General features: G+C 66.3%; 27 protein-coding genes and 3 pseudogenes. 18 read left to right on the top strand and 12 right to left on the bottom strand.

Annotated elements, in window-relative coordinates:
- The first annotated feature begins 41 nt into the window (after positions 1–41).
- Together ACF1B9_RS14265 and ACF1B9_RS14260 are read left to right on the top strand one after the other, a co-directional pair.
- On the top strand, positions 42–266 hold the full coding sequence (locus ACF1B9_RS14265; RefSeq protein WP_391742432.1) for a hypothetical protein: 225 nt from the start codon (positions 42–44) through the stop codon (positions 264–266).
- Positions 263–406: a hypothetical protein gene (locus tag ACF1B9_RS14260; protein ID WP_391742434.1), complete on the top strand. Its 144-nt coding sequence runs from the start codon at positions 263–265 to the stop codon at positions 404–406. The genes ACF1B9_RS14265 and ACF1B9_RS14260 overlap by 4 nt, the downstream gene beginning before the upstream one ends.
- A gap of 129 nt (positions 407–535) precedes the next feature.
- Here the strand turns inward: ACF1B9_RS14260 and ACF1B9_RS14255 are convergent, their stop codons facing one another.
- Complete coding sequence (locus ACF1B9_RS14255; RefSeq protein WP_391742435.1) at positions 536–1,384, bottom strand: hypothetical protein; 849 nt, start codon at positions 1,382–1,384, stop codon at positions 536–538.
- A 519-nt stretch (positions 1,385–1,903) separates the two neighbouring features.
- Here ACF1B9_RS14255 and ACF1B9_RS14250 point away from each other — a divergent pair.
- From ACF1B9_RS14250 to ACF1B9_RS14205, 10 genes are all read left to right on the top strand, one after another.
- Positions 1,904–2,566 (top strand): HAD-IA family hydrolase, encoded by a 663-nt coding sequence (locus ACF1B9_RS14250; protein ID WP_391742436.1) that lies wholly within the window; start codon positions 1,904–1,906, stop codon positions 2,564–2,566.
- Between the two features lie 108 nt (positions 2,567–2,674).
- Positions 2,675–3,877, top strand: a complete 1,203-nt coding sequence (locus ACF1B9_RS14245) for a helix-turn-helix domain-containing protein (RefSeq protein ID WP_391742438.1) — start codon at positions 2,675–2,677, stop codon at positions 3,875–3,877.
- Between the two features lie 188 nt (positions 3,878–4,065).
- Complete coding sequence (locus ACF1B9_RS14240; RefSeq protein ID WP_391742439.1) at positions 4,066–4,509, top strand: hypothetical protein; 444 nt, start codon at positions 4,066–4,068, stop codon at positions 4,507–4,509.
- On the top strand, positions 4,506–4,712 hold the full coding sequence (locus ACF1B9_RS14235) for a hypothetical protein (RefSeq protein WP_391742441.1): 207 nt from the start codon (positions 4,506–4,508) through the stop codon (positions 4,710–4,712). The genes ACF1B9_RS14240 and ACF1B9_RS14235 overlap by 4 nt, the downstream gene beginning before the upstream one ends.
- A 52-nt stretch (positions 4,713–4,764) precedes the next feature.
- Positions 4,765–5,649, top strand: a complete 885-nt coding sequence (locus ACF1B9_RS14230) for a glycosyltransferase family 8 protein (RefSeq protein ID WP_391742443.1) — start codon at positions 4,765–4,767, stop codon at positions 5,647–5,649.
- Positions 5,646–6,566, top strand: a complete 921-nt coding sequence (locus ACF1B9_RS14225; protein WP_391742444.1) for an aminoglycoside phosphotransferase family protein — start codon at positions 5,646–5,648, stop codon at positions 6,564–6,566. Before ACF1B9_RS14230 ends, ACF1B9_RS14225 begins: the two co-directional genes overlap by 4 nt.
- Entirely contained in the window at positions 6,563–7,300 is a 738-nt protein-coding gene (locus tag ACF1B9_RS14220; protein ID WP_391742446.1) for a glycosyltransferase, read from the top strand. Before ACF1B9_RS14225 ends, ACF1B9_RS14220 begins: the two co-directional genes overlap by 4 nt.
- 14 nt (positions 7,301–7,314) lie before the next feature.
- Positions 7,315–8,229, top strand: coding sequence for a PIG-L family deacetylase (locus ACF1B9_RS14215; RefSeq protein WP_391742447.1), 915 nt, complete (start codon positions 7,315–7,317; stop codon positions 8,227–8,229).
- Entirely contained in the window at positions 8,226–8,840 is a 615-nt protein-coding gene (locus tag ACF1B9_RS14210; RefSeq protein ID WP_391742448.1) for a dTMP kinase, read from the top strand. The genes ACF1B9_RS14215 and ACF1B9_RS14210 overlap by 4 nt, the downstream gene beginning before the upstream one ends.
- Before the next feature lie 7 nt (positions 8,841–8,847).
- The gene (locus tag ACF1B9_RS14205; protein WP_391742449.1) at positions 8,848–9,906 is read left to right on the top strand and encodes a glycosyltransferase; all 1,059 of its coding nucleotides are present in this window, start codon (positions 8,848–8,850) and stop codon (positions 9,904–9,906) included.
- On the opposite strand, the gene ACF1B9_RS14200 is transcribed toward ACF1B9_RS14205, so the two are convergent.
- From ACF1B9_RS14200 to ACF1B9_RS14165, 8 genes and pseudogenes are all read right to left on the bottom strand, one after another.
- The gene (locus ACF1B9_RS14200; RefSeq protein WP_391742451.1) at positions 9,876–10,916 is read right to left on the bottom strand and encodes a phosphotransferase; all 1,041 of its coding nucleotides are present in this window, start codon (positions 10,914–10,916) and stop codon (positions 9,876–9,878) included. The two genes, ACF1B9_RS14205 and ACF1B9_RS14200, sit on opposite strands and share 31 nt — an antisense overlap.
- Before the next feature lie 246 nt (positions 10,917–11,162).
- On the bottom strand, positions 11,163–12,206 hold the full coding sequence (locus ACF1B9_RS14195) for a YaaC family protein (RefSeq protein ID WP_391742452.1): 1,044 nt from the start codon (positions 12,204–12,206) through the stop codon (positions 11,163–11,165).
- Between the two features lie 61 nt (positions 12,207–12,267).
- Positions 12,268–13,473, bottom strand: coding sequence for a hypothetical protein (locus tag ACF1B9_RS14190; protein WP_391742454.1), 1,206 nt, complete (start codon positions 13,471–13,473; stop codon positions 12,268–12,270).
- Positions 13,470–13,952, bottom strand: coding sequence for a DUF4365 domain-containing protein (locus tag ACF1B9_RS14185; RefSeq protein WP_391742456.1), 483 nt, complete (start codon positions 13,950–13,952; stop codon positions 13,470–13,472). Before ACF1B9_RS14185 ends, ACF1B9_RS14190 begins: the two co-directional genes overlap by 4 nt.
- A gap of 444 nt (positions 13,953–14,396) precedes the next feature.
- Entirely contained in the window at positions 14,397–14,603 is a 207-nt protein-coding gene (locus tag ACF1B9_RS14180) for a hypothetical protein (protein WP_391742673.1), read from the bottom strand.
- Between the two features lie 67 nt (positions 14,604–14,670).
- Positions 14,671–14,913 (bottom strand): annotated as a pseudogene (locus ACF1B9_RS14175) (IS630 family transposase); the annotation flags it as partial.
- Entirely contained in the window at positions 14,910–15,515 is a 606-nt protein-coding gene (locus tag ACF1B9_RS14170) for a helix-turn-helix domain-containing protein (RefSeq protein WP_391742458.1), read from the bottom strand. The pseudogene ACF1B9_RS14175 and the gene ACF1B9_RS14170, both read right to left, overlap by 4 nt.
- 31 nt (positions 15,516–15,546) lie before the next feature.
- Positions 15,547–16,395 (bottom strand): oxidoreductase, encoded by an 849-nt coding sequence (locus ACF1B9_RS14165; RefSeq protein WP_391742459.1) that lies wholly within the window; start codon positions 16,393–16,395, stop codon positions 15,547–15,549.
- Positions 16,396–16,462: 67 nt separating this feature from the next.
- Between ACF1B9_RS14165 and ACF1B9_RS14160 the strand changes: the two genes are divergently transcribed.
- The 5 genes from ACF1B9_RS14160 to ACF1B9_RS14140 all read left to right on the top strand — a co-directional run bounded on the left by ACF1B9_RS14160 (position 16,463) and on the right by ACF1B9_RS14140 (position 21,858).
- Positions 16,463–17,128 carry a DNA-binding response regulator gene (locus tag ACF1B9_RS14160; protein ID WP_391742659.1) on the top strand — a complete coding sequence of 222 codons (666 nt, stop codon included), beginning with the start codon at positions 16,463–16,465 and terminating at the stop codon, positions 17,126–17,128.
- 168 nt (positions 17,129–17,296) lie between these two features.
- Positions 17,297–18,559: an IS701 family transposase gene (locus tag ACF1B9_RS14155; protein ID WP_391742460.1), complete on the top strand. Its 1,263-nt coding sequence runs from the start codon at positions 17,297–17,299 to the stop codon at positions 18,557–18,559.
- A 217-nt stretch (positions 18,560–18,776) separates the two neighbouring features.
- A protein-coding gene (locus ACF1B9_RS14150) for an IS5 family transposase (RefSeq protein ID WP_391742661.1) occupies positions 18,777–19,567 on the top strand; the annotation gives its coding sequence in 2 pieces (ribosomal slippage) (positions 18,777–19,092 and positions 19,092–19,567; 792 coding nt in all).
- 89 nt (positions 19,568–19,656) lie between these two features.
- Entirely contained in the window at positions 19,657–20,664 is a 1,008-nt protein-coding gene (locus ACF1B9_RS14145) for a hypothetical protein (protein WP_391742461.1), read from the top strand.
- 894 nt (positions 20,665–21,558) lie between these two features.
- On the top strand, positions 21,559–21,858 hold the full coding sequence (locus ACF1B9_RS14140) for a DUF6342 family protein (protein ID WP_391742462.1): 300 nt from the start codon (positions 21,559–21,561) through the stop codon (positions 21,856–21,858).
- A gap of 15 nt (positions 21,859–21,873) precedes the next feature.
- Here ACF1B9_RS14140 and ACF1B9_RS14135 read toward each other — a convergent pair.
- The 3 genes and pseudogenes from ACF1B9_RS14135 to ACF1B9_RS14125 all read right to left on the bottom strand — a co-directional run.
- Positions 21,874–22,349: pseudogene (locus ACF1B9_RS14135) on the bottom strand (IS5 family transposase); the annotation flags it as partial.
- 749 nt (positions 22,350–23,098) lie between these two features.
- Positions 23,099–23,416 carry a hypothetical protein gene (locus ACF1B9_RS14130; RefSeq protein WP_391742463.1) on the bottom strand — a complete coding sequence of 106 codons (318 nt, stop codon included), beginning with the start codon at positions 23,414–23,416 and terminating at the stop codon, positions 23,099–23,101.
- A gap of 72 nt (positions 23,417–23,488) precedes the next feature.
- Positions 23,489–23,860, bottom strand: coding sequence for a hypothetical protein (locus ACF1B9_RS14125; protein WP_391742464.1), 372 nt, complete (start codon positions 23,858–23,860; stop codon positions 23,489–23,491).
- Between the two features lie 258 nt (positions 23,861–24,118).
- Here ACF1B9_RS14125 and ACF1B9_RS14120 point away from each other — a divergent pair.
- A pseudogene (locus ACF1B9_RS14120) lies at positions 24,119–24,379 on the top strand (sigma factor); the annotation flags it as partial.
- Between the last annotated feature and the right edge of the window lie 73 nt (positions 24,380–24,452).

Below are 24,452 nucleotides of genomic sequence, written 5' to 3'. Positions count from 1 at the left end.
CTCAAAGAGGTCCCCGCCCCCCGTCTTCGAGGAGTACACCTTTGCTCGCAGCATCCCCTCGCCTCCACGTCATGGCCCTGCTGTTCGATACGGACTTCAACCGGCCCTCTGATTCCCTCGTCTATCGCCACCTCGACGGACGCCTCTTCACCGAGGAGGAACAGGCCATGCTCCGAGACGCCACCGACGTAGAGCTACAAGCCGTCGGCCTCCATGTCGACACCCCGACGCGGAATTCGACGCCGAGGCAGCCGCACGCGAGTTGATCGAACTCCTGCTCAAGTACGCCGTCCCCCACCACGAAACCCTCGTCCCCTTCATGACCCACGAGGACCTGATGGAGTACAACCGATTGGCCGTCGCCATTGCGAAGGACGCCGACAGGTACACCCCGCGCGAGGAGTGAACACACTTACGTAAGGCCCAGAAAGAGAACAGCGTGCCTCCCGCACCGTCACTCAGTAGCGGCTGAGTGGTACCACAACAGCGCGAAGCCGGGCCTCCCATTCCGGGAGGCCCGGCTTCGTAGACGGCGTTAGGACCCGCTCGGAGGCGTTTGATCCATTGGTGAGGACTCGGTGTCCACGCCATCGGCTTCATCCGGGCTATCGGCCACCGCTGACGCATCTAATTGACCACCAACAAGTTGCAGAGCCATCTGGGCCCGCACCTGGTTGCGAAGGGGTTCTTCGCTGATGTTGTCGGATAGGACGCCAGCAGCTTTCAGCCTGCGGTCAAACCGACCGTCATCGCGGAGCATCACGCCTTGCGCTCCCATGTCTCGACGCGTGCGATTGGACTGCAGGAAGAAGACTCCTGCCAGAAGATCGATGACTGCTCCAGCGGTCTGCGTCACGATCGCTGCGTATCGGCTGCCGTTGCTGTCGGCGTGCACGATTGCCAGCCCGACCCCAGTCAAAAGGACCGCTGAACCGACCATGCCGAAAACAATGCTGACGAAGAAGCTGACCTTGGCTTGTGCAAGGCCGTGGGAGTAGATCTGGGTCAGCATCGACGCTTGCGCGTCCGGCCCCAGGAGCGGTGCGGTACTGCCGTCCTTGGCTCCTGAGCGCGATGCTCCGGGCTGGATGTAAACCCGCGACTCATTGCCATAGATGTGGACGTGGGGAAGGTCGGGGTCTTCTACACGGCGACGTGCGTTCTCTGCCTCGCTGGCGAAGGAGCGGCTCGCTGCCCATAACACCGACAAGATCACCCCGGATATTCCCAGGAGGACGGCAGCGGTCGTGGTGGCGGTATCAAGCCAAGCACGCTTCTCGAGGTTGTCGTAGGACGGGCCGTTGGCCTTCAGGAATGCCCAAGAAGCGAAGGCGGCCACCACCGACAGCACAACCCCGAGGGCGGCAACCAGTGGCGTGCGCACTCTATGCACGAGTCGTTCCGTGGTCGTAGGCGAAGGAGAAGGAGAGGGGGCCCCTTCGTCCGTCTGGGGGTCTGTCCCGGCCAAGATCTGTTGTGCCTTTCTCAGAGATGCACTGTGTGCAGTGCGCGGGCCGACGGACATCGATTCTGCGGTTCCGGCCCGGTCTCCGCCATACCAATGTTCGTTTCGTTGCCCGCCCTCACTCCTGGGGGGCGAGGCCAAGAAGGCTGGCCCCCAGGGAGATCAGGGGTGTCGTGGTCAGGGGCCAGCAGTTCCGAAGTACGGCCGGGCGACTCTGCTGGCCTGGGGCAACTGGGTTCGACGGCAAGGGCCGTCGTCGGCTGGGTCACTGTCGAAGGCGACTGGCTGCTGGAGCAGCGCCCCAGGCCCCCGGCCTTGCCCGCCCCAGGCCGCCCTGCGCAGCGTCGTCGGCAGAGTCAGCAAAACGCACGGTGCTGAAGGAGCGGAACACCTCGCGGTAGCGTCATCGTTGAGGTCGACGGAGAGGAACCCCGCAGCATGCCGCAGCCCACGGACACTGCCCACCACGACGCCCCGCGGGGGCTCATCCTGGACTTCGCCGGGGTACTGACCGGGGACCCCCGCCCCGTGCACCGCGCCTGGTGCGAGTCCGAAGGGCTCCTCGCGGAAGCATGGCGGGCGACGCTCAACGACCATCCCGAGGGGCGGCGGCTGTACACCGCCCTGGAAATCGGCCGAATCGGCCAGGCCGAGTGGAACGAGGGGACTGCCGCCCTACTCGGCGCGCACGTTGCCCCGGAGAACCTGATGGGACGCGCCTGGGCGAACGTACCGTCGGCCCGACGCATGGCGGCGCTCGCCCGCGCCGCCAAGGATGCCGGATACCGGCTGGCGCTCCTGTCGAACAGCTTCGGACTGGAGCCGTTCAACCCATACGCGCACGCGGGCATTTGGGACCTGTTCGACGTCCACGTGGTCTCGGAAGTGGTCGGTCTCGCAAAGCCCGACCCGGCGATCTACCAGCTCACCCTGGACCGCCTCGGCCTGCCGGGGCCGGCCTGCTTCTTCGTCGACGACCACCCGGTCAACCTCCCGCCCGCCGAGGCGCTCGGCATCACCACCGTCCTCGCGACAACGGAGAACGAGACGGTCGACGAGCTGGAGGACCTCCTCGGGGTGAACGCAGTCCTTCCCGTGTAGGCGTTTTCCAGCCAGCCCGCCAACTCGCCGTCATTCAAAGGGTGCACGCACCTGTGGTGGAGTGGGTACGGTCCAAGCCTGGCTTGATCGGCCCGGGGAGTTGCTGCCATGCAATGGTCGGAATACACCACCGCTGAACGCCTCAAGACCCTCCGCAGTGGGATGACGCAAGAGCAGCTGGCGGAGGCCGCCGAGGTATCGGTCGGTGTCGTGCGGAAGCTGGAGCGTGGCGGCACCGCTTCTCTTCCCTCCCTGCTGGCCATCGCTTCCACGCTCGGCACCGACATCGCCGTACTCCTCGGGCAGCAGGCACCTCGCCGCTCGATGGATCGTGACGAGCGGGCGGCCCTGCGAACCCTCTCGGCTGCCACGCACGACGCCGCGATCGGCATTCCCGCCGACACCGAGCCGGGCACCGTCGCGGAACTGCGTGCCGTCGTCCAGCACGCGGACACCGCCTACTGGGCCGGCCGGTACACAGAACTCGGCACTCTGCTGGCGGCCCTGCTGCCGGAGGCCCGCGCCCGGTACGACGCCGCCGGCACCGACGAGAGAGAAGCCGCGGCCGGGCTGCTGGCCGACGTCTTCCAGACTGCGGGCATGGCCGCGAACGTCTGGGGTTCGCGGGACCTCGCCTACGCCGCCCTCACCTACGGGCGTCAGATCGCGGTCCAGGCCGGGGACGACCTCCGTGAGGCGCACCTCGCCGCCACGACGGCGTGGGTGAACCTCCGTGACGGGCGTACGGCGCAGGGCTTCGCGCTCGCCGCCGCCCGAGCGGAGCGGATCGAGCCCAGGATGTCCGAGCACGACCCCGACCGCCTGTCGGTGTACGGGCAGCTCGTCACCAATGCAGCCGTAGCCGCATCGCGGGGAGGGGATTCCGCCGACACCGCACGCGAGTACCTGTCCCAGGCCCACGCTGTCGGCGCCCGCCTCGGCAGCGAGTACGCGCGCGGCGGCCATGCCCAACCGTACGGTCCGCTGTACGCCGCCACCCAGGCCATGAGCATCGCCGTTGCCTTGGGCGATACGGCGGGGGCGCTGCGGCTCATGGACACCGTCCGACTGGACGAGACGGTCCCGCTCGCGACCCGAGCCCGCTACGGGCTCGACGTCGCCCTGACCCATGTGGAGTGCCGCCGGTGGGACCGGGCTGCTGACACCCTGGAGGAGGTCTGCTCGATGGCGCCGGGTTGGATTCAGCACCAGATGCTGCCCGGCGTGATCATCTCACGGCTGGCAGGTGTGTCCGTGGGCCGACTTCGCGGGCTCGCGCACGCAGCCGGCGTCCCTTTGGGCGTGCGCTGACCACCCACCAGCACGACCCGTGGTAGTTCGGCGGTCAGTAGTTTGCCGACTGCCACGCTCCGTGGCAGTCCGAACCCCGCTTACGGGCTCTACCGGTACGGGGTGTGACAGCCCGACCGATCCCCAACTTCCGCTCTAGCAACGGCCCGTGCCTGTTGGCCAAAGGGCCGTCCCAGCACGCTTGTGGCATGCCGAACTCTTCGTCCGGCGGCCTCGGACACGTTCCCGTCGCCGTCTACTCCTGCGCTGCCGAGCCCCCTGCAGTACGCGAGGCCGAACGTCGCGCTCGCCACTACTCCGACGCCCGCCACTGGCACGTCGCCGGTGTCTGGTCCGACGACGACCCCGCCGTGCCCCTGGACACCCGGTTGGGCTGGTCCGCCATCACGGGGGCTCTGTCGTCCGGCCTGGTCCGCGGCATCGTCGTCGCCGGAGCCACGCACGTCGCCGACGACGCCGCCCAGTTCGCCGCGCTCGGCGTCCTCATCCGCGACCGTGGCGGGTTCCTGGCCGAGGCGACGAACTGCCCCTCCCGCCACACACCCGGCCAGCACGGCCGTCGCCGGATCCTCTTCGAGGCAGCGGCCGGCTGGACATCGTGGGGGCAGCTCATCCCCGGAAGCGTCCAATGAGCCGTGTAGGTGCGGAGATCGGCGATCTCGTACGGGACGGCACCGGACAGCAGGCGATCGTGACCGACATCAAGCAGGGGCGGACCTGGGTCCTGCGTCGACCGTCGGGCGGCACGGCGTACCAGTGGGAGACCGACGACCCCGACTCCCTTCACGTGCTGGAGACCCGCGCGTCCCGGTTCGCGCGCCAGCGGGACGAGTAGTGAGTGACCCCCACAGAGATCCCCATCCCTGCCTCTGGAAGGCGACTCCGCCGTGTACGCATTCGGCTTATGCCTCGACCAGCGCTACCTCGTCCCCGGCCTGGCCACCATCACCGCCCTCGCCGACAGCCTCACTCCCCGAGCCCGCCGGGACGTGGCGCTGCGCGTCCTCACCCTCGACCTGACTCCGTCCGAGGCCGTGCTCCTCTCGCACTTGGCGCGACGCGTCGGCTTCGGCTCGTTCGACCTGGCCCACCGCTCCCCGCTGCGTACCGCGCGGATGGCGGACTCCTCCTACATCAGCGTCGCCACCTACCTGCGTTTCGACTTCACCGCCGCGTTCGTCCGACGCCCGTATCTGATCTACCTCGATGCCGACACTCTCGTGCGAGGCGACCTGAGCGCACCGCTGAACGACTTGCGCCTGGGTGACGTGGGCGCTGTACGGGACGAGTTCGGCCCGTCCGTGGGCGACAGCCATGCCTTGCCGGGTGCCGCAGAACGCTGGCCTCACTTGAAGGGCAGGCCGTACTACAACGCCGGCCTGCTGTGGGCCCACGTCGCCGACCTGCCACGGGTACGTCACGGAGTCGGCCACGCACTGGTCCGACTGCGCCAGCACATCCATCACAACGACCAGGACGCCCTGAACCTCTGGCTCCTCCACGCCGGCCGCGCTCGACCGGTCAGCCCCGAATACAACCGCTTCGAGCTCGGCCGGTTCCTCGAACGCGGCAACTGGGCCCGACGCGTCGTCGCCCGCTCTCCGCTCCCCGGCGCCTCCGCACCCCTCATCCACTTCGTGGGTCCCGAAAAGCCTTGGCAGGCCGCCTGCCCCCGCACCGAGGAAGTCCGGGAGTACCGCACGCACCTACGACGCACCATGCGCCACGTCCGCGCCCTGGGCCTCGCCCCCGAGCAACCGGAGCTCCGATGACCACCTCTCCCCTCGCCGCGCCCATCCCGCCGATGGCCTCACGCGCCTGCAACCTGCTCCTGGGAAGCCCCGCCAAGGCCGCCGAACGCCTGGCAACCGGCTCTCGTACCGCCGTCTACCGGGTCACCCTCCCCGACGGCCCGAACGTGATCGTGAAGCTCTACTCCCACACCGCACACCGGAACGCCCTCACCGAAGCCACGGCGATTCGTGCGGTCTCGGCCGCCGTGCCCGTACCGAAGGTGCTCGGCTACGGCACCACCTCCAGCGCCGGCGCCACCGCTCTGGTCACTTCCGACTTGGGCCCCGGCACACTCGGCTCCGCCGTGCGCTCGGGCAGCGTCCCGCGCCTCCAGGCGCTGAGGGACCTCGGCGCGCTCCTCGGCCGCATGCACGAGGTACCGGTTTCCACCAGCGCTCCTCGGCGTCCCGTGATCGAGACAGTCGCCTCCCTGAGTCGACGCTGCCCGTCCGACGTACTCGACCGGCTTGCACCCGCCCTCGCCATCGTCACAGACCCCTTCGACGAGGCGTCTGCCGTGTGGTGTCACGGCGACCCCCACCTCGACAACGTGGTCCTCTCCGGAGCCCGGCAATCCCGTCACTTGGTCGACTTCACCGACGCCGCGCCCGGACGCCGGGAGGCGGACCTGGCGCACGCCCTCGTCATGACGGACGCCCACTCGCAATGGGACCGACACGCCCTCCTCGGCGCCTATCCACACGCCCTGAACGACACCCACCTCGCGGCATGGTCGGCCTTCCTCACCGTGAGCTGCTGGACCCATGCCAGACCCGGCAACAACAGGACCACCTGGTCCAACCGGTTGACCGAGCTGTCCCGTCGGACGCCACACCTCTTCCGGCCCCACCCGGGGCACTCCCACGCACCGCACGCGAGAAGGAGAGCCCGATGACCAGCCCCGCCTTCGGCCTGACGGTAGTCATCCCTGCCCACAACGAAGCCGCCTACCTGCCCCGCTATCTCCCCACCGTCCTCACGGCCCTCGCACACTGGGAAGCCGCGAGCGGTGAGCGGGGTGAAGTCATCGTGGTCGACAACGCCTCCACCGATGCCACCGCCGACATGGCCGCCACGTTCGGGGTCCGCGTGGTCAGCGAGTCGGTCCGCAGCATCGGCCGGGTACGCAATGCCGGCGCGAACGCTGCGCGCAGCCCCCGGCTGTTCTTCACAGACGCCGATGTCGCCCTGCCCGCCGAAGCGATCAGTGCGGCAGCATCCGCGCTGGACGCCGGAGCCGTCGGCGGAGCGATCCCGCCCCTCTACACGCCGGACCGGCTCGGGGCGCGGCTGTTGTGTGCGTACTGGGACCACTACCGCGCCCGCCACGGCGGAGCGCAGGGAGTCGCCCAGTTCGCCACCGCCGCCGCGTTCAAGGCGATCGGCGGATACCGCGAGGACCTGCTCATGAGCGAGGACGTCGACCTCTTCGCCCGCCTGAGCGCCCACGGCCGTACCACCGCCGCACCGGTCAAGATTCTGGACGACCTGCGGGTACGCCCCTCCACCCGCCGCTACGACCAATGGTCGAGCCTCCGGATGCTGTGGTGGCAGAACCCGGTCACCGCCCGCGTTCGGCTCAGCTCCCCGCGGATGTGGCGCCACTGGTACGAGACCACCGTCCGATGAGTCAGGAGCCCCGGATGAACGGCACGACCGCCCTCACCAACACGTCCGCAGCGTCGGTTCCCATGCCGGTACCGGATGCGATGGGGATCTACGCCTTCCCCGACGACCTCGACCACGCCCATCGCCAGTGGACCCACCAGCTCCTCACCCGCCACCGGGCACACGACCACAAGGTCATCGAGCTGATGGCCCCGCACAGCGGCCGGCCCCACTTCATCGAGCTGCGCCGCCCGACCGGCCGCCCCGTTCTCGCGCTCGAACCGCACCACGACGACTTCGCGCTGTCGGCCTCCGGGACCTTCCTCGCCCGCCCCCGCCCGCTCACCGTGGCCACGGTCTTCACCCGCTCCACCAGCGTCCACCCGTCGCTGGAAGACGCCTACAGCACGGAATCGGCGGTCTCGCGCCTGCGCGATCGGGAAGGTGCCGCCGCCCTGGCCCCCCTCGCCGCGACCCGCCTCGCCCTCGGCCACAAGGACGCGGAGCCTCCGTACCGCCCCTACGACCAGGGCCGCTTCGACCAGATCACGGAGGAACTCCGCGCGATCGTCGCCGCCCACCCGGACGCCGAACTCCTCGCCCCCGCCGCCGTCACCCGCCACCCCGACCACCTGCTCGTGCACGACGCCGCGGTCCGCCTCGGATGCCGGTGGTTCTGGGAGGACCTGGCGTTCTGGTCCACCTACGCTCTCGCGGGCTGCGACCAGCATCTCTTCGGCTCCCGAACACGGACCGCGCTCGTGCCTTCGCTGGTCGACATCACCTCGGTGGTCCTCGACAAGTGCACCATCCTGCGGATGCACGGCTCACAGATGTACCCAGCCCGGAAGATGTACCGGCCGATCCGGCACGCCTGGACCGCCGCCGCCGACCTCCCGGGCGGTTCTTGCACGTACGCGGAGCGCTTCTACCGGACGGAGTCGCTGTGAAGGTCATCGCGATCGAAGGGCCCTCGTACGCCGGGAAGTCGACGGCGGTACGTCACTTGCGCAGGTGCGGCTACAGGGAGCGGGCCTACATCGCGGGCTGCTACGTCAAGCAGATCGGCCGTCAGGACGCCGTGCCTCCGGCACGCACAGCGTCCGCCGCCGAACAGGTTGCCGCCTTCGAGACATTCATGGCCGTCGAGGAGGTGCGCGTCCGCACTGCACTCGCGGCCGCGAAGCCCGTGGTGATCCTCGACCGCTCTGTGGACACCCTCCTCGCTCACGCCCACGCCGTCGACGCCCTATTCGGGTACGCCGTCCAGCACCAGCTACGCGACCGGCTCCAGGTCCTTCCCCACCTACGCCCCCACCACACGCTCTACCTCGACGTGCCCGCCGAAGTGCTCAGCCTGCGCCGCAAAACCGCAGGGCACACGGCCACCGAGCCCGACTACTTCCTGCACGAGCCCGCCTTCCTCACTCACACCCGCGACTACTTCCTCGCCCGCGCACAGCCTCCCGTTTCCCAAGAGGTCACCGTGATCCCTGCCGACGCCAGCCAGGACGGCATCGCCCAGGCAGTGGAAGCCCTCGTCTCGTTCTGGACGAGGTGACCCGCCCATGCCTACCGCCCTCTTCGCCTGGCGCCGCACCCCACCACCACTCCTCACCGGAGGCGCCGAAGTCACACAGCAGCTCCTGGCCGAAGAACTCGCGGCCGCCGGCTGGCAGGTCGTCTACCTGGGCTCCCACCAGGCACCCTGGGACCAGACCACACAACTCCCCCAGTTACGGAGCCTGCTCGACGCACGTCAGACCCCATACGACGAGGTCAAGGGGGTACTCCGCTACCGCTGGAACGGAGTGGACTGCATCGCCTCACCGCAGCATCAGATCGGCGCCGCCCTGCACGAGCTGCTGGCCGGCCTACGCCCAGATGTCGTGTTCACCTCTCAAGAGGGCGCGGCCGACCTCGCGGAGCAGGCCCGGCCTTCTGCACTCGTCGCAGGCATCCTGCACTCCGTGTCGACGACCGGCCTCGGGGTCCTGGCTGGTCGCCCTCAATACGGCCTGGCCGTCTCGAAGTTCGTGCTCGGCCGAGTAAGCCACCGTCTCGGTACGCGTCTCGCCGTCTTCCACCCGCCGTTCGTGCAGCCCTCGCAGGGTACGAGCGTGCTGCGAAGCGAGTCGGCGCTGATGGTCAACCCGATCCCGGCGAAGGGTTCCGCCCTCCTCCACGAGGTCATCCACATGATGCCTGAACAGCACTTCACGCTGGTCGAAGGCTGGTGGGACAACGCCGAGGAGTTCGCGGCCTACCCGAACGTGACCTACGTCCCCCGCACCTACGACATGGGCACTCTCTACCGAGGCCATCGCCTGCTACTGGTGCCGTCCACGGTGGAGGACGCGTTCCCCCGAGTGATCGTCGAAGCCGCGCTGCACGGCACCCCCAGCATCGGCAGCGACAGAGGCGGCATCCCGGAAGCCATCGGCCCACACGGAATCGTCCTGCCTCACACGGCGGGACCACGAGCCTGGGCGAATGCCATCAGCGCCGCTGGACATCACGCCCTCGGCAAACAAGCCCAAGGCCACGCGGCACACCTCACCCGCCCCAGGCTGCCAGAGCTCGAAGCCCTCGGGATCTACTCTGCGGCAAACGCGTCCTCAACCTGATCGAGCCGCTCCGTCCACCAGTGCAGCAACGCCTCGTCCGCCGTGAAGAGCTCGTCGAACGAGAAGTCAACGCGGTCGTAGTGAAACTCCAGCTGCCAGAAGTCTGTCATCCGCTTCCACCACAGCCGGCGCGCACCATCCGCCACCGCCGACGCTTCCAACGGCACCACCGACCGGTAGCCACGGACGAACGCCGACACCCGCCCGAGGTCGAAAACCCCGTCCACACCGAACTGCACCTGGGCCGTCCGCACGACCTCCTCGGCGTACGGTCGGACGCCGACACGGTCCCAGTCGAGGATGGCAGCCAGATCTCCGCCCTCCCACAGCAGGTTCCGGTACTGGACATCGCCGTGCGTCCACCCGTGGGGGCCCGCAGGGACCTCGTCGTGTGGCCGACGGCCGGCGTGCTTGCGGATAAACACGCCTCGCTTCTCCAGAGCGACCGTCGCGGCCGCGTCGAACGCGCTGCCCGTGCCCTTGTCTCCCACCGCTCCGGACAGCCGCTCCAACTTCTCCACCGCGCGTTCCTGCGTCGTCACATCCGCGGTCACCGTCTCGGGCATCGCCAGCAGTCCTCGATCACAGGCCCGGCCCAGCCCCTCGTGAAGGCGCCCCAGGTGCGCCCCCAGGGAAGCAGCCTGGGACAGGCTGAGGTCGACACCTCGGAGGTGAGCGCCGGCCGCCCACGGGAACAGGCACCAAACACCGCCGCCGACCTCGGCCACCAATGCCCCGGAGTCGGTGCGCACGGGAGCAACGACCGGGATGCCATCGGAAGCCAGTGAAGCCAGCACCCCAAGATTGCGGACTAGCCGATCAAGCGCCACATCGGTGACCCGCTTGAGTGCGAATACTCCGGCTGGGGTGTCCACCTTCCAATTCGCGTTCATCAGCCCATCGGCGAGGTAGCACCTCTCCCGCACCTCTTCGAGGCCGAAAGCGCTGGTCAACTCGGCGAGGACGCTGGCTTGGATCTCAGTCCTGTCCGTCACGGACGCATCAGTCACGTGAAGGACGATACGCGGGATGGACGGCTCCAGTCACGGTGCTCACGGCTTGCCTTGCTGATGCACTTCCGCTTGGCGTCAAGAAAAGTCATGTCCTTTCGTTGGAGCCCGAGACAATCAGCCTCCTCCTCCATGAAGCGCACCCCCAACCAGATAAAAAACAATAGAACTTTCCCTGTTTTATTCGATAACCACGCGCAGCACACGCTCGGGAACCCGACATTTTCGTACCCCTGTGGGCGCACTTCAACTGCCCGATACATCCTTAATCGCAATAAGCGCAAGGTGAGGGATTACACCAATCGCGTGTTCGAGCAAGTTTTCAATGGCATTGGCAGTACCCGACGTGTCGATATCAATCATCGCCGCCCAGCCAGCGGGCTCGTAGCGCGCCAAAATCGACAACCCAAAGAGAACTGCCCACCATACTAGAAATGGGTGGACGGATTCCGTCATACCGCCCAGAGTGGGAAATACGTACGCGTCACTCGGACCTCGATACAGCGTAGCTCGCTCCAGGGCCTCTGCCGCTCCCTCCTCGGCTTGCGCGTGAGCCTCAAGGTTCGACGGCAGGTAGATCTGCAGCGAGTCGATACCCCCCTGCTTCTGCCCCTGAATAACATCAGGAACGTCGGGAGTATTAGACCAGCCTCTCAACGATGGGTAATGCGCCAGAAAATCCTCTAGCGCTGACGCATCTACATCAGCAGCGGCTTTCACTTCTGCGGGTATCGGCATCAAAGAAACCTGGCACCAACGTTTGTCATTTCGGTGCACCAACGTACCTGCATGAACATTGAGCGCAGGAAACGCGCCAACGCTTGCAAGAGGCACCGACTGCCCTTCTGGAATTAGTGGCCACAATTCACCTAGTGACAATTTACTCTTGGCTGCGAGCGGGGGAACCCCCATTGCGCGAGCAACCCCGGCCAAGGAGCCGTTTTCATGAGGGACGACCTGCACACAATCGAGACCATTTCGTACGTCGAGGTTTTTTGTGCCAATGCCGTGCCCTTTAAGCAACCACTCTTCCCCGGAAAGGGCGCTAGACGCAGCTGAGATCGCTCGACCGAACTGCGATAGTGAGTAAAAAATCTGCACGGGCCGAGTGGCTGGCCCCGCAGACTCTGCGGCCTCCATGAACTGTTGCGCCTGCTCTAGAGCTGCAGTGAATACAGCCGACCGGTCAGGGTTGGTGCGCCCAGGCCCGACAACCCCCGTGCGTAGCCCACGGAGGTCTCGCCAAACTTCTCGGCGTGAAGGCAGTGAAAGGTCTCGCCATGTGGCCATGAGCCCCCCATATTCAGTGATCGAAGTTAACCAGCCTGCTCCGGAAAGGCTCTCCAGTCTGCTAGAAAAGAGGATGCTGATCAGAGCTGGGAGATTCAGCAGCAGATCGGACCGTTTCCATGGGGATCAGGTCAATTCGTTCCGGGTCGTACAACCAGTAATATCGACCCTCAATCTCCTGGCGCCCTGTCACTCGAATAGCCATGTTGTCTCGATGGGCGTCCATGGCGAGATCATAATCCTCCGCCTTAAGCCTCACGCGCATCTTTTTTGCGGTGGTGCCCGACAACACGTTAATACGAATCAGTCCAGGACGGCCGAACTGTGGCCGCTCGAGGAGCGTTACCGCACCCACAACCGTAACCCTACGGGGCCGTGTCGTGGCAGCAAGGACATTGCCAGCAGTCTCAAGAATAGGATAGTCAGCTGGCGAAAACTCCATTTTGTGCGACTCGACACGAGCATCGGAAAATAGGTCGGCCGCTACATTCATTTCAATTCCCACCTCAGCACCATCGGAGTCTCTGACGAGATCCCGAACCGCTTGTGTGATCTCGAAACAGAAACCTCTATCCACGCTGTCCAGAAATCCTGCACTAGATCCAGTGTTCGAAAAGTGGTCAACCACCTCCCTCGTCGCTTGGAGGACATCAACCAGACCCCGGGTAATATCACGCCCGGTATGCGTTCCCGTGGACGGGAGCGTGTCCCCTGGGTGCAGCTTCTTTTCCGTGAAAACTTCCCGCGGAGGCACATAGGCAGTCACCACATAACTACCCACCTCAGTTTGCCCCATCAAGACCGACTCCAAGAACGAACGAGCCAGGTGCGCATTAGAATTGCCGTAGTAAGCTAGCCTGGATTTGCGTGATTTTGCAGCAACAGCCATCGATTTACGTGCCGCTGCATGCAAGTCCTCCCCGGCCAGCCACTGGATCGTCCCCTGAAACGTTCTCGCTTCCTTGTGGAATTTCATCTCGTCGCCGAGCACGTGCGCAGCTGCAGCTTTCTCCATCAGCGCTCGCAGGCGAGCGCTTCCAAGCTTCCACGCCTGCGCAACGGCCTGAGCAAGCAGCTCCGAGTAGTCTGCAAGATTATCATTTTGAGGAAGAAGCAAACTTGCTGCCCGCTCTCGACCCGCCGGCCTCCAGCGACTGTAAACGCTCTCTTGACCACCGAATTTCTCCCACCCGGTGATTTCTAGGAGATGTGCAAGTTGCGCATCGTTGAGTCGGGCGGCAATTCCCTCATAACTTGGGGAAATCATGGGGCCCCTCCCTGCCCAATTCTCTCCATGATCTTACACAGCGCCACGTCATCAAATATCTGCTCAGTCGAGACTCTAATGGAGGATGAATCTTCACCCGTCGGAGCCACGCCCGTAACGCTTCGCCAGTAAGCACAATGCCTCAGGGAAAGGTAATCATGACTCGCCTCGACCCAACCAGCAAATTCTTTAGGAACAATCATCGCCACAAGTATTCGATGAACGGCGACCGGAGTGCGGGCCATCATTGCAAGTCTGTCATTTTTTAAGTTTACAGAAACGAATCCATTGGAAGGATTGGGGGCGGAAGTCCAAGTGCTCTTGAGCTGAATCTTCAAGTCGATCTGGCAGTCAACTACATGGGCTGATGACGAATGAGTCAGCTGCCAGTCGATCCCATCGTCTGGCTCTGGCTTCGCCATCGTGCATCCAGACGCTGCCGCTACCGCCCTGAGGTAGCTGTCCTGGAGCATCTCCATCCGGTCCTTCTGCCTCAGGTCTCCGCGCAACGGCTCGGCTGGCCTGGGCTCACTCACGCTCAACATCCGTGCAGCTCTCCCCCTGATCTACAAGGCCCTCACCGTAAGCTGCCATTCGGCTCATGGGTAGAGGGTGCAACACTGTGCGTGTCCACGCTGTTACCCCATCGCTTGTGCGGGGAACCCTGACAGAGCCTCGGCAGCTTCCGAGGCTCAGACTGCGCAAGACGAGCATCAGATGAAGTGGCTGGTGACGATCAACGCGGGCGGGAAGGCAAGGGTCCGCAAGAGCTGAGCCCTGCCGCCTGCATGGTCAGACCGCCGAAGCCATCTGGAGGCGCGTTCAGATCCTGATCAACAAGGCATCCAGGGTGGCGACACCGGCCGAGCATTCAGCTGGTCGCCTAACTAAGTGGTCGGCTCCGGAAGTCCTTCGGGGGTTGATCAAGCTGTCAGCGCGACGGAAGCTTCTTCCGGGTGGTCGGCGGTATGCCGGTCGAGCCTGGCCAGCAGGTCGTCCAGGTCGGAGGTGGTGAACTTCCATTGGAACGGCTGTGCCGTGGCGTTGTAGCGGTCTTCGAAGGCGTGGAGCCGGTCCCGGACCTGGGTCAGGCCGGTGAAGTCGTTGGGCGAGACAACCTTGCGCTGCACGACGGAGAAAGAAGATCTCCACCTGGTTCAACCAGGAGGCGTGCACCGGGGTGTGGACCAGCACCGCGTTGGGGAAGGCGGAGGCCAACCGGTCGGCGGCCTTCTTGCCGCGGTGGGAGGAGCCGTTGTCGACGATCCAGAACACGCGCTTGGCGCTGGCATACGGCTCCTGGCTCATGACCTGGGCGACCAGAGCCATGAACGGGTCGATGCCGGTGCGCGGCTCAGTGCGGCCGAACACCTGCGCGTGGTGGACGTCGTAGGCGGCCAGATAGGCCAGTGCGCCACCGCGGCCGTAGGTGTGGTTCACGCGCACCGCGCGGGCCTTGCCGGGGACGAGAGTGGGGTGGCAGCGGCAGCGGGCCTGGATGGAGGTCTTCTCGTCGGCGCTGACGACGAATTCGTCCGCGCCGAGCTGCTCGCCGTTCCAGGTGCGGGCGTACAGATCCAGGAGCGGTGTTGCCAGGGCTTGAGGGCGTCCCGCGCGAGCCAGCGGCGCACGGTGGAGGCCGACAGGAAGGGCGCGATGCCGCGCTTGACGGCCTCGCGAGCCAGTTCGGGGCTGGTCCAGCGGGACAGCGGCGCGCCCGTCTCGGCGGGCAGTTGGCAGGCGAGGGCCTTGACCTGCGCGGTCTGTAGCGGGGTGAAGGAGGGCGGGCGTCCGGTGCGCTTCCGGTCAGCCAGGCCGGCCATGCCCAGCTCGGCGAAGCGGCTCCGCCAGGTGCGCACGGTGTCCACGTGCACGCCGACCCGTCCGGCGATCCGCGCGTTCGGCAGCCCGCGGGCCGCGTGCAGCACGATCTGCGCGCGCACCCGCAGCCGGTGCTCGGTCTTGTGGCCCCAGGCTGCCTTCTTCAACCGGTGCCGCTCGGTGGCGGTCGGGGATATCGGGCGGGCGACGGCAATGGGCATAGCAGCCAAGCTGACCTCCGGAGCCGACCAGTTAGCCTCGCAGGTCAGACAAGTCCTCGTCACGGAGACTGAGATCGTTCGCCGCGAGGTTCTCCTCCAGATGATCGAGAGAGCCGGTGCCCGGAATCGCCAGCACCGACGGCGACTTCGCCAACAGCGAGGCGATCGCGACCTGCGCGGGGGTCGCGCCCAGTCGTGCTGCGACCTTGCCGAGCCGTTCGGCGTCGAGCGGGCCGCTGCCGACGCCGCCGCCGAGCGGAAAGTACGGCACATACGCGATGCCCGCTTCCTCGCATTCCGCCAGTAGTACCGAGTTACTGCTGTGCCGGTTCTGCACCGCCGCGACGGGCGCGATCCCCCGGGCCTCCGCCAGCTGGGCGGCGTCGACGTTACTGACACCCAAATTCCGGATCAGCCCCTCCGCGCGGAGCTCGGCCAGGACCGCGAACCGTTCGGCGATCGACTCGTCACCCGGTCCGGTCATCCCGCCGACCCGCAGATAGACCAGGTCGAGCCGGTTGAGACCTAGAGAGCGCAGATCCGCCTCGACCAGACCGCGCAGCTGATCAGCCGTCGCCTGCCCGCTCGGCACACCGTTCGGTCCGGGCAACGGCCCCACCTTCGTCGCGATCACCAGGTCGTCACGGTAAGGGGCCAATGCCGTACGGATCAGCTCGTTGGCCCACACCGCGTCCCTGCCGTAGAAGCCGGCCGTGTCGATGTGGTTCACGCCCAGCTCCACGGCCCGGCGGAGCACCGCGATGCCCGTCGCAGGATCTCGCGCCGGACCGGCGAAGGTGCCCATCGCCAGGCGCATCGCGCCGAAGCCGAGCCGGTTGATCGTCAGCTCTCCGCCGAGGGAGAAAGTCTTGGTCGTCATGACGCTCATGGTGTCCGCCGCCACGACGCCCAGCGAGCTCGTGGCAGCTTGCTGCCAGACTGGCGGGATGCGGAGCGAAGAGGTGTTTTCAGTACGAGGAGACGCAGAGCTGGTCGCGCGCGCAGGTCATCTCTTCGAGTCCGCGCGGACCGAGCTCCTGTGCGCCGCCCGGGACCTCAAGACCTGGTCGCAACCGGGGGCCAGGGCAGCGGTCCGGAATCAGATGCGCGCCGCGGATACCGCTGACTTCACCCCTCGAAAGCTGCTCAGCCCGGTGGCACTCGCCGACGAGGAGGCCCGCGCGCACCTGCGGCTGGTGCGGAGTAAGGGCGCTCTCGTGCGGATCAGCCGTTCGCCGCTGCCGCACGAGACCATCCTCATCGACCGGCGAGTGATGATCCTTGCCGGCCAGGAGACCCCCACCGGCCGCGAGTACACAGTGACGACATCGCAGATCCTGGTCGACGGCGTTCACTCGCTGTTCCGGGCGATCTGGGACGCCGCCGTCGATCTCGAAACCTACCTACGCAGCGACATCCCGCACCTTGATGCCGACGGCCGCATGATCCTCAAAGCCCTAGGTTCGGGCCTCACCGACGAATCGGCGGCAAAACGGCTCGGCGTCTCCCTGCGCACCTACCGGCGGCGTGTGGCCGAGCTGATGGCTGAACTCGAGGCCGATTCCCGCTTCCAAGCCGGGCTGCGTGCAGGCGAGCTGGGGCTGCCCCGCTAAAACCATAGTGATCGCGGCCCTGCAGCGGCCTGCACGCCTGAGCGCCCCGGACCACATATCCAACCGTCACGTCAACCCCCGAAGAACTTCCAGCGGCGACCACTAATAGGGCTTTGTTAGGTACCCCGGATGATCAAGCAGGAGTAGGGTTGTGATCTTCTTTCAGGTGTGACACCTGAGGAGATGGAAAAGGTCCGTCCGCGTCTGGAGGCGTTCGCGGCTCAGATGCTGGGCTCGCTGGCCCGTCGGGACCAGCGGGCCAAGGGCGAGATGTATCTGCGTGGGCTGATGCTGGACGGCAAGCGCAAGTCCATGCAGCCGATGGCTGATCGCTTGGGCGTGGACCACCAGCAACTCCAGCAGTTCCTCTCCTCCTCCACCTGGGACTACTCCAAGGTCCGGGAACGGGTGGCCCGTTGGGCTGCGGCGCACATCTCTCCTCAGGCGTACGCCATCGACGATGTCGGCTTCCCCAAGGACGGCTACGACTCGCCGGGGGTGGCACGGATGTACTGCGGCGCTCTGGGCAAGCGCGGCAACTGCCAGATCGGCGTCAGCGTGAACCTGGTCAGCGACCGTGCCTCCTCCGCCATCGACTGGCGCCTGTTCCTTCCCGAGAGCTGGGACGACACCAAGCACGGCGACGACGCGTTGCTGGCGGAGGCGATCCGACGCCGTCGCGCCAAGGCCGGCATCCCCGAGACTGCTCGCCACCAGGAGAAGTGGCGCCTGGCCCTGGACATGCTCGACGAGGTCCGTGAGGGCTGGGAGCTGCCAGACCTGCCAGTCGTTGCCGACGCCGGATACGGCGACGCCACGGGCTTTCGCGAGGGCCTGACCGAGCGCGGCCTGACCTACGCGGTCGCGGTCAAAGCCACCACGACCGCGCACCCCGGCGACGCCATGCCCGAGCGCCCGCCGTACTCCGGGCAGGGCCGCCCTCCCGTGTCCGCCTACCCCCAGCCGCACACCACCCTGCGCGCGCTGGCCCTGACAGCCGGACAAACGGCCACCCGCACCGTCACCTGGCGCCAGGGCAGCAAGGCCACCAAGCGCAACCCGAATGCCGAAATGCGCTCGCAGTTCCTGGCCCTGCGGGTTCGCCCGGCCAACCGATCGATCCGGCGAAACGCCGACGGCGCACTGCCCGAATGCTGGCTGCTCGTCGAGTGGCCACCTGACTCCGCCGAGCCGACCGACTACTGGCTCTCGACGCTGCCCGCCGACACCCCACTACGCGAGCTGGTGCGAATCGCCAAGGTCCGATGGCGAGTTGAGCACGACTACCGTGAGCTCAAGGATGGTCTCGGCCTGGACCACTTCGAGGGCCGCAACTACCTCGGCTGGCACCGCCACGCAACCCTCGCCTCCCTCGCCCAGGCCTTCTGCACCCTGCTGCGGCTCGACCCAAAAGCCCCTGCGTCGGCCTGACCCTCTACGCGGTCCTCCGCGAACTCCAGCCCCTCCTGGCTACCTGGACCGGCGCCTGCTCGATATGCGGCCAACCCGCAGCAACCCCCGAACCCCACCACAGGACCTAACAAAGCCCTACTAAGAGCTCGTAACACGATCTTGTTGAGATGCCCTGGCCGGCCGTGACCGGTGTGATGATTCGGCCGTTCGTGATGGTGTGGGTACTCGACCGTGGATCGTGGACGATGAGTTGTGGGCGTTGATCGAGCCGTTGCTGCCGCCGTGGCCGAAGCGGTCGCCGGGGCCTCGGCCGGTGTCGGACCGGCTCTGTCTGCAGGGCATCCTGTTCGTCCTCTACAACGACATAGCCTGGCAACTCCTGTCGCTGGAGCTGGGATTCGGCTCGGGGCAGACGTGCTGGCGCCGCCTGGACCGGTGGCAGAAGGCAGGGGTCTTCGACCGGCTGCACCGGATCCTGCTCGCCGAGCTGAACGCGGCCGGCGAGCTCGACTGGTCCCGCGCGTGCGTGGATGGTTCTCACATCCGCGCGAAAAGGGGGGCACCGACACCGGTCCGTCGCCGGTCGACCGGCGGAAGACGGGCAGCAAGCACCATCTGATCTGCGACGGACGCGGCACCCCACTGAAGGTGATCACGACCGCGGCAAACGTCAACGACGTCACCCAGACCCTCGCCCTGGTCGACGGCATCCCACCCGTCGCAGGACGCCCCGGCCACCCCCGCAGACGGCCCGAGGCTCTGCTCGGCGACAAGGGCTACGACTCCAACCCCAACCGCGACGAGCTCCGTCGCCGGCGGATCCTGCCCGTCATCTCCCGCAGGGGAGCACCGAACATCAAGGGCCTGGGCAAGCTCCGCTACGTCGTCGAGCAGACCTTCGCCCTGCTCCACCAGTTCAAGCGCCTCGCCGTCCGCTGGGAACGCCGTACCGAACTCCACGACGCCTTCGTCTCCCTCGCCTGCGGCTTGATTTGCTTCAGACGCCTCAAGAAGGCCCTCTCATGATCGTGTTACGAGCTCTAAGGGCTGGCGCTGGCTGCCAACATTGGAACGACGATGAACCGCATCGGTTCAACAAGAGAAGGGCCCTCTGGATGTCGAACCCGATCGCCAAGCACGCCGCGGAGCTGATGGACGCCATCCAGACTGGGCCGATACGCACTGAATGGCATTGGTTGGGCTACAACTTCACCCCGAAGACACCCGGCTTCGTCGCGGTGGGGATACCAACGGTGATGGCGCTGGCGACCGGCGACGCGGTGATGCCGGGCTTTGCCAAGGAGCAGCTCAAACGCCTGGAGTCGTTCGGCGGAGTGGACCGGAGCCAGGGGCACTACCAGCAGATTCTGGCTTGGTACGCCGAAGTGCTGGTCGTGGCACACCTGGCCGCCTACGCCTGGCCAGCTTCGGCCAAGTTCGAGATGGAGCCCGTTGCCGGCGGGTCGAAGGCGAATCCCGAGGTCGTCATCACGCTCGATGGCTTCGGCGCACTCGGGGTGGAGGTTAAAGCCGCAGACCTGAGTACACATGCGAAGCATCGGTCGTCGAACAGCTGGCAGCTGAACGGACGCATCGGAGTACCCCCGAAGTCCCTCGGCGGGTCCGTTACGCTTCCTCGCGACAACCCGGTGAAGGACTTCCTGGTTAGTGCAGACAAGAAATTCGCCGGATTTCGCGCAACTGACCCGGACTTTCGATCGGTTCTGGTCCTAGTGTGGGATGACTTCGTCAACGAGCCTCTGACGGCGTTGACGTCTCCGGCTTCGGGGTTGTTCACCCCGAACTCGTTCCATCGCACTGAGGGTGGTGCGGCAGCATTTCGGAACGTCGACGCGGTCCTGCTGGTCAGGCATCAGCATCAGGTGGTGGAGGGCTTGGCGGGCCGCCCATTGGTCGATGACCGAGCGCATCTTCTGGACTACGGGCTTCCCGGAAGGTTCCCTCCGCATGCGTTGGTGACGAACCCGGCGGGGCGCCTATTGCCGGCTGAGTTCCTGTCAGCGTTGCACGCTGTCCCGGTTGAGGTATTGAACGCTGCGGCGGAATACAACCCGGGCGAGATCGTGATGTGGGTCGACACCGTCGACGGCGCCGAAGACTAGTTCCCGGCGACCACACCGAGCCGGGTGAGTGGCAGCCGATGGGATATGCCCGCCCCCCTCCGTGGCCGCGATGCACTGAAGGCTGCCGGCCAGCTGGACAGCGGAGGGGCGAACACCAACGGGCAGCACCTGCAGGTTGCGGTGACGCGGGCCCCAGTGGTTGCCCGCCCCGCGCGCATCCCAGGAAAGCGGTCTTCCGCCAAAGCCTGCAGCAGACCGGGACCGTGATCATGGCGTGCACGGCCGCCGTGGCCGCCAGCGGAAATTGCCCCTACCGCCGAGACGCCGATGCCTGACTCCACTCACGCGCACGTGCGTGAGCGATGCGTGAGCGGACAGTACGACACGATGTGTCACCGGCGGGATTGAGGGTCGAGCTCCGGGCCGCTGACCAGGCAGGACAGCACCACGCGGCAGACTCAGGCACCCCCCGGCAAAGATTCGATCCCACTCCTAAAGCGGGTGTCGCAGGTTCGAATCCTGCCGGGGGCACAGGGTAGTTAGCTGGTCAGAGGCACCAAGAGCCCTCCCGTTTGTTCGAACGGGAGGGCTCTCCTCTACCCGGAGTCCACATAGAGTCCACATCCCCAAGCGATCACGAGCCCCCTCTTCAGCCAAAGGGACTAGGCCGTTTCCTTCGGATCATCTGGTCAGCGGGTGATCCGAGAGAGTCGGCCTAGCCGTGGTCCCGGGGAGCTGTCACGGCTCTTTTCGGGCTTTTTGGTGGCTCCGGCACCTTGATGTCACTTCACGACGAAGCGGGATGAAAATCAGTCATAGTCCCGCGATGTGATGCCGTCATGTGAACGAACTGTGTAGGTTCTGGGCTCGGTTCGGGATGTCCTGTGAAGCCCGGCCGCAGAGTTCGTCCACTGGAACCGGAGGGGAAATCGCATGGCTGACATCGACCTCGGCGTGGCGTCCGACTGGGACGAGGGGGATATCCACGGCCGCGTCAAGTTGCGGCAGAACCAGGTCTACCCGACCTCGCCGAAGAAGGACGTACTCATCAGCTCCCCGGTGAGCATCGAGTTGTCCGTGAACACGAACCACTCCTCCTCGCAGGAGGCGGACAAGATCTACTTCACGACCCACCACGGCTCCACGAAGAAGATCATCGCGGTGCTCGACTCCGACGGCAACCTGCACATCGCCGGCCGCCTGATCACCGAGCAGAAGGACCTCGGCTACTAGGCGGGTCCCTTCGGATCACCTCGCCGACCAAATGAAGATGGCGGCGATGTGGAGTCCGGCAAGGTAGATGGTGGCGGTCTTGTCGTAGCGGGTGGCCAGCCCGCGCCACTGCTTGAGCCTGTTGATGCAGCGCTCGACGGTGTTGCGCTGCTTGTAGGTCTCGCGGTCGAAGGCCGGCGGACGGCCACCGTGGCTGCCGCGGCGTTTGCGGTTCGCGGCCTGGTCGGCGGGTTGTGGGATCACTGCCCGGATTCCGCGCCGGCGGAGATGAGTGCTCATGGCGCGGGACGAGTAGGCGTTGTCGCCCAGGACCACATCCGGTGTGGTCCTGGGCCGGCCGATCGGCCGCGGCACTCGCAGGCGGGCCATGACCTCGGGGGACGCGGGCGCGTCACCGGCCTGGCCGGGAGTGAGCACGAAGGCGAGGGGCGGCAGCGGTTGTCCGCGGCGAGGTGGATCTTGGTGGTCAGTCCGCCGCGGGAACGTCCGAGGGCGTGGTCGTGCGGCTCGTCGGCCGGGGCCCCTTTTGACGGGCGCCGGCGGCGTGCTGATGGGCTCGAACGCCAGGCCGACGCCGAAGGCGGGGAACGTACACCAGCGCCTCTGTCTGGCCGTCGCGCCAGTGAGCGACAGCAGCTGGAGCGGGATCGCGCGACCTCCTGAAGCGGCTGTCGCAGGTTCGAATCCTGCCGGGGGCACTGACCCGGCAGGATTCGCTGAGCCTGTGCAGGACTCCTGAGATCGAAGCAGCCCTGGAGATGGCGGCCGGCCAAACCCAGTGGAGTCGTGGCCGCGAATTGTTCGACCTCGTCCGCCGGAGCAGTCTGGGCCGTGAAGACCGACTCGCGGAACATCTGCTCTTGCGACTCGCCGAGCTGTTCGGAGAGCTCGCACACAACGCGGCGAGATCTCCTGCGCACTTCGACCATCACGCCGGTTGGCAGATCGGGCCCATCGCCTGTCGCCTCGCTGTCGAAGTGCAGGATCCGGCACTCCAGGACCGGCTCGCTTCCGCGCTGGGAAGCCGACCCACGACAGAACCTGGGACCACACCGTAGCCGGCCCGCCACGTTGAACGACAAGCTCGGGGCAGGTACCGAACGTCTTCGGAATGTTGCGTGAACGGCTCGTCGGTCGGCCGCGGTTGCCACCTGACGTAGGAGGCCCCCGCAGAGCGCTGCGGGGGCCTCGACGCGCCGGAGGAACGGCCTCGTGAGGCGTGACCAGCCGGTGGAGCCAGCTAGCAGAACCGGTCGAAACCTTGGCTGTAGCCCTGGTCGTAGCCGTCTGCGTAGCCCTGCGCCCACCGCTCGCCCAGTGACTGGTTGGCGACGAGCCCCTCCCCGGACCTGCGCGCGCAGTCGTCCTGCGCATCGGCGAATCCGTCCCTGAAGCCGTGCCGGTAGCCGTCCGCGTAGGGAAGGAGAATTTCGTTTGCAGCCACCGTCTGTGCAGGTTTGGGGGCGGCCGAAGCCTGTGGGGTGGCTGCTGGCACGAATGCCAGACTGCCGGCGAACAGAGCTGAGCAGAGAACCGCAAACGCCTTGTTGGTGCGCATGGATCTTCTCCTTCGGTCTGCGAGGACGGACGTGCTTTCTCAGGTTGTGCCGGGCATGACTCCGGCGCAACATCACTCAGTGAGATCAGAGCGCTCCGGTCCGCTACCAGACTCCGTCGTGGCGTCGAGGAGGCTGGTGGACCCGGCCGGTGTCCGGACAGTGTCCGGACGGCTGGTGTCCGGGTGCCCGGTGTGGCGCGGGTCGGCGGGGACAGCGAAGGCGGCGGTATCGAGGCTCATGCGGTCGAGACAGCACTCGCTGTACACGACCGGGCCCTCCTCGGCGGTGGCCCCTTGGCGGGGTTCGGCGACGCCGGTACGGAGTTCTTCCAGCTCGGCGAGGAACTGCTCGTTGTCGCGGCGCAGTGGGGCGATTTCGGCCTCGGACCGGCCGATGGCTCTGATAGCCGCGTGCAGACAGGCCTGCAGTTCCGTAATGGTCATTTCCGCTGATCGTCCGGACTCGTGCCGGTGCCATCGAAAAAATGCAGGGACGGTACCGAGGAGTCGTGTCGCCTACCCGCAGGAACAGCGCTCGAGAGGGAGATCTGCGGTCTCAAGGGCCGTTCCGTAGTGGATCCGTCAGGCCCGTACCCTCGCCGAAGAACCCGCCCGGTTGAGGCAACCGCGTAGGCACACCAACCGGTTTCCCAAGTGTGACAGCTAGGAAATCGACGGGAACCCCATGGCAAGGACGCGAGAGTGACGGGTGCGACGCCGGGCTTCGAGGAATTCGTGGCCGCCCGCGGGCCGCGGCTGCTGCGGATCGCATGGCTGCTGACCGGCGACGCCCACCAGGCAGAAGACCTTCTCCAGACCGTCCTCGCCAAGGTGTGGCCCAAGTGGCAGCGCATAGCGGCGGGCCATCCGGAGGCGTACATCCGCAGAGCCCTGGTGAACACGCACGCGTCGTGGTGGCAACGCCGGTGGCGCGGCGAGGTCCCGTGCGGGGAGCTGCCGGATCGGCCGGCCCCTCGGACCCCTTCGGCGAAGTCCACCATGATTCAAGGACCGGCCGGAGGACTCACCGTGCGTT

The organism is Streptomyces sp. NPDC014727, assembly GCF_043083485.1.
GTDB lineage: Bacteria > Actinomycetota > Actinomycetes > Streptomycetales > Streptomycetaceae > Streptomyces.
The sequence above is the reverse complement of the archived record's forward strand: the minus strand, read 5'-3'. Positions and strand labels throughout refer to the sequence as shown.

What these genes read in the sequence shown, in the direction of transcription:
- ACF1B9_RS14250 (WP_391742436.1), top strand. Translation starts at nt 1,904, where the DNA reads ATGCCGCAGCCCACGGACACTGCCCACCACGACGCCCCGCGGGGGCTC.
- ACF1B9_RS14245 (WP_391742438.1), top strand. Translation starts at nt 2,675, where the DNA reads ATGCAATGGTCGGAATACACCACCGCTGAACGCCTCAAGACCCTCCGC.
- ACF1B9_RS14240 (WP_391742439.1), top strand. Translation starts at nt 4,066, where the DNA reads ATGCCGAACTCTTCGTCCGGCGGCCTCGGACACGTTCCCGTCGCCGTC.
- ACF1B9_RS14235 (WP_391742441.1), top strand. Translation starts at nt 4,506, where the DNA reads ATGAGCCGTGTAGGTGCGGAGATCGGCGATCTCGTACGGGACGGCACC.
- ACF1B9_RS14225 (WP_391742444.1), top strand. Translation starts at nt 5,646, where the DNA reads ATGACCACCTCTCCCCTCGCCGCGCCCATCCCGCCGATGGCCTCACGC.
- ACF1B9_RS14220 (WP_391742446.1), top strand. Translation starts at nt 6,563, where the DNA reads ATGACCAGCCCCGCCTTCGGCCTGACGGTAGTCATCCCTGCCCACAAC.
- ACF1B9_RS14215 (WP_391742447.1), top strand. Translation starts at nt 7,315, where the DNA reads ATGAACGGCACGACCGCCCTCACCAACACGTCCGCAGCGTCGGTTCCC.
- ACF1B9_RS14205 (WP_391742449.1), top strand. Translation starts at nt 8,848, where the DNA reads ATGCCTACCGCCCTCTTCGCCTGGCGCCGCACCCCACCACCACTCCTC.
- ACF1B9_RS14195 (WP_391742452.1), bottom strand. Translation starts at nt 12,206, where the DNA reads ATGGCCACATGGCGAGACCTTTCACTGCCTTCACGCCGAGAAGTTTGG.
- ACF1B9_RS14190 (WP_391742454.1), bottom strand. Translation starts at nt 13,473, where the DNA reads ATGATTTCCCCAAGTTATGAGGGAATTGCCGCCCGACTCAACGATGCG.
- ACF1B9_RS14185 (WP_391742456.1), bottom strand. Translation starts at nt 13,952, where the DNA reads ATGGAGATGCTCCAGGACAGCTACCTCAGGGCGGTAGCGGCAGCGTCT.
- ACF1B9_RS14170 (WP_391742458.1), bottom strand. Translation starts at nt 15,515, where the DNA reads ATGCCCATTGCCGTCGCCCGCCCGATATCCCCGACCGCCACCGAGCGG.
- ACF1B9_RS14165 (WP_391742459.1), bottom strand. Translation starts at nt 16,395, where the DNA reads ATGACGACCAAGACTTTCTCCCTCGGCGGAGAGCTGACGATCAACCGG.
- ACF1B9_RS14160 (WP_391742659.1), top strand. Translation starts at nt 16,463, where the DNA reads ATGCGGAGCGAAGAGGTGTTTTCAGTACGAGGAGACGCAGAGCTGGTC.
- ACF1B9_RS14145 (WP_391742461.1), top strand. Translation starts at nt 19,657, where the DNA reads ATGTCGAACCCGATCGCCAAGCACGCCGCGGAGCTGATGGACGCCATC.
- ACF1B9_RS14140 (WP_391742462.1), top strand. Translation starts at nt 21,559, where the DNA reads ATGGCTGACATCGACCTCGGCGTGGCGTCCGACTGGGACGAGGGGGAT.
- ACF1B9_RS14130 (WP_391742463.1), bottom strand. Translation starts at nt 23,416, where the DNA reads ATGCGCACCAACAAGGCGTTTGCGGTTCTCTGCTCAGCTCTGTTCGCC.
- ACF1B9_RS14125 (WP_391742464.1), bottom strand. Translation starts at nt 23,860, where the DNA reads ATGACCATTACGGAACTGCAGGCCTGTCTGCACGCGGCTATCAGAGCC.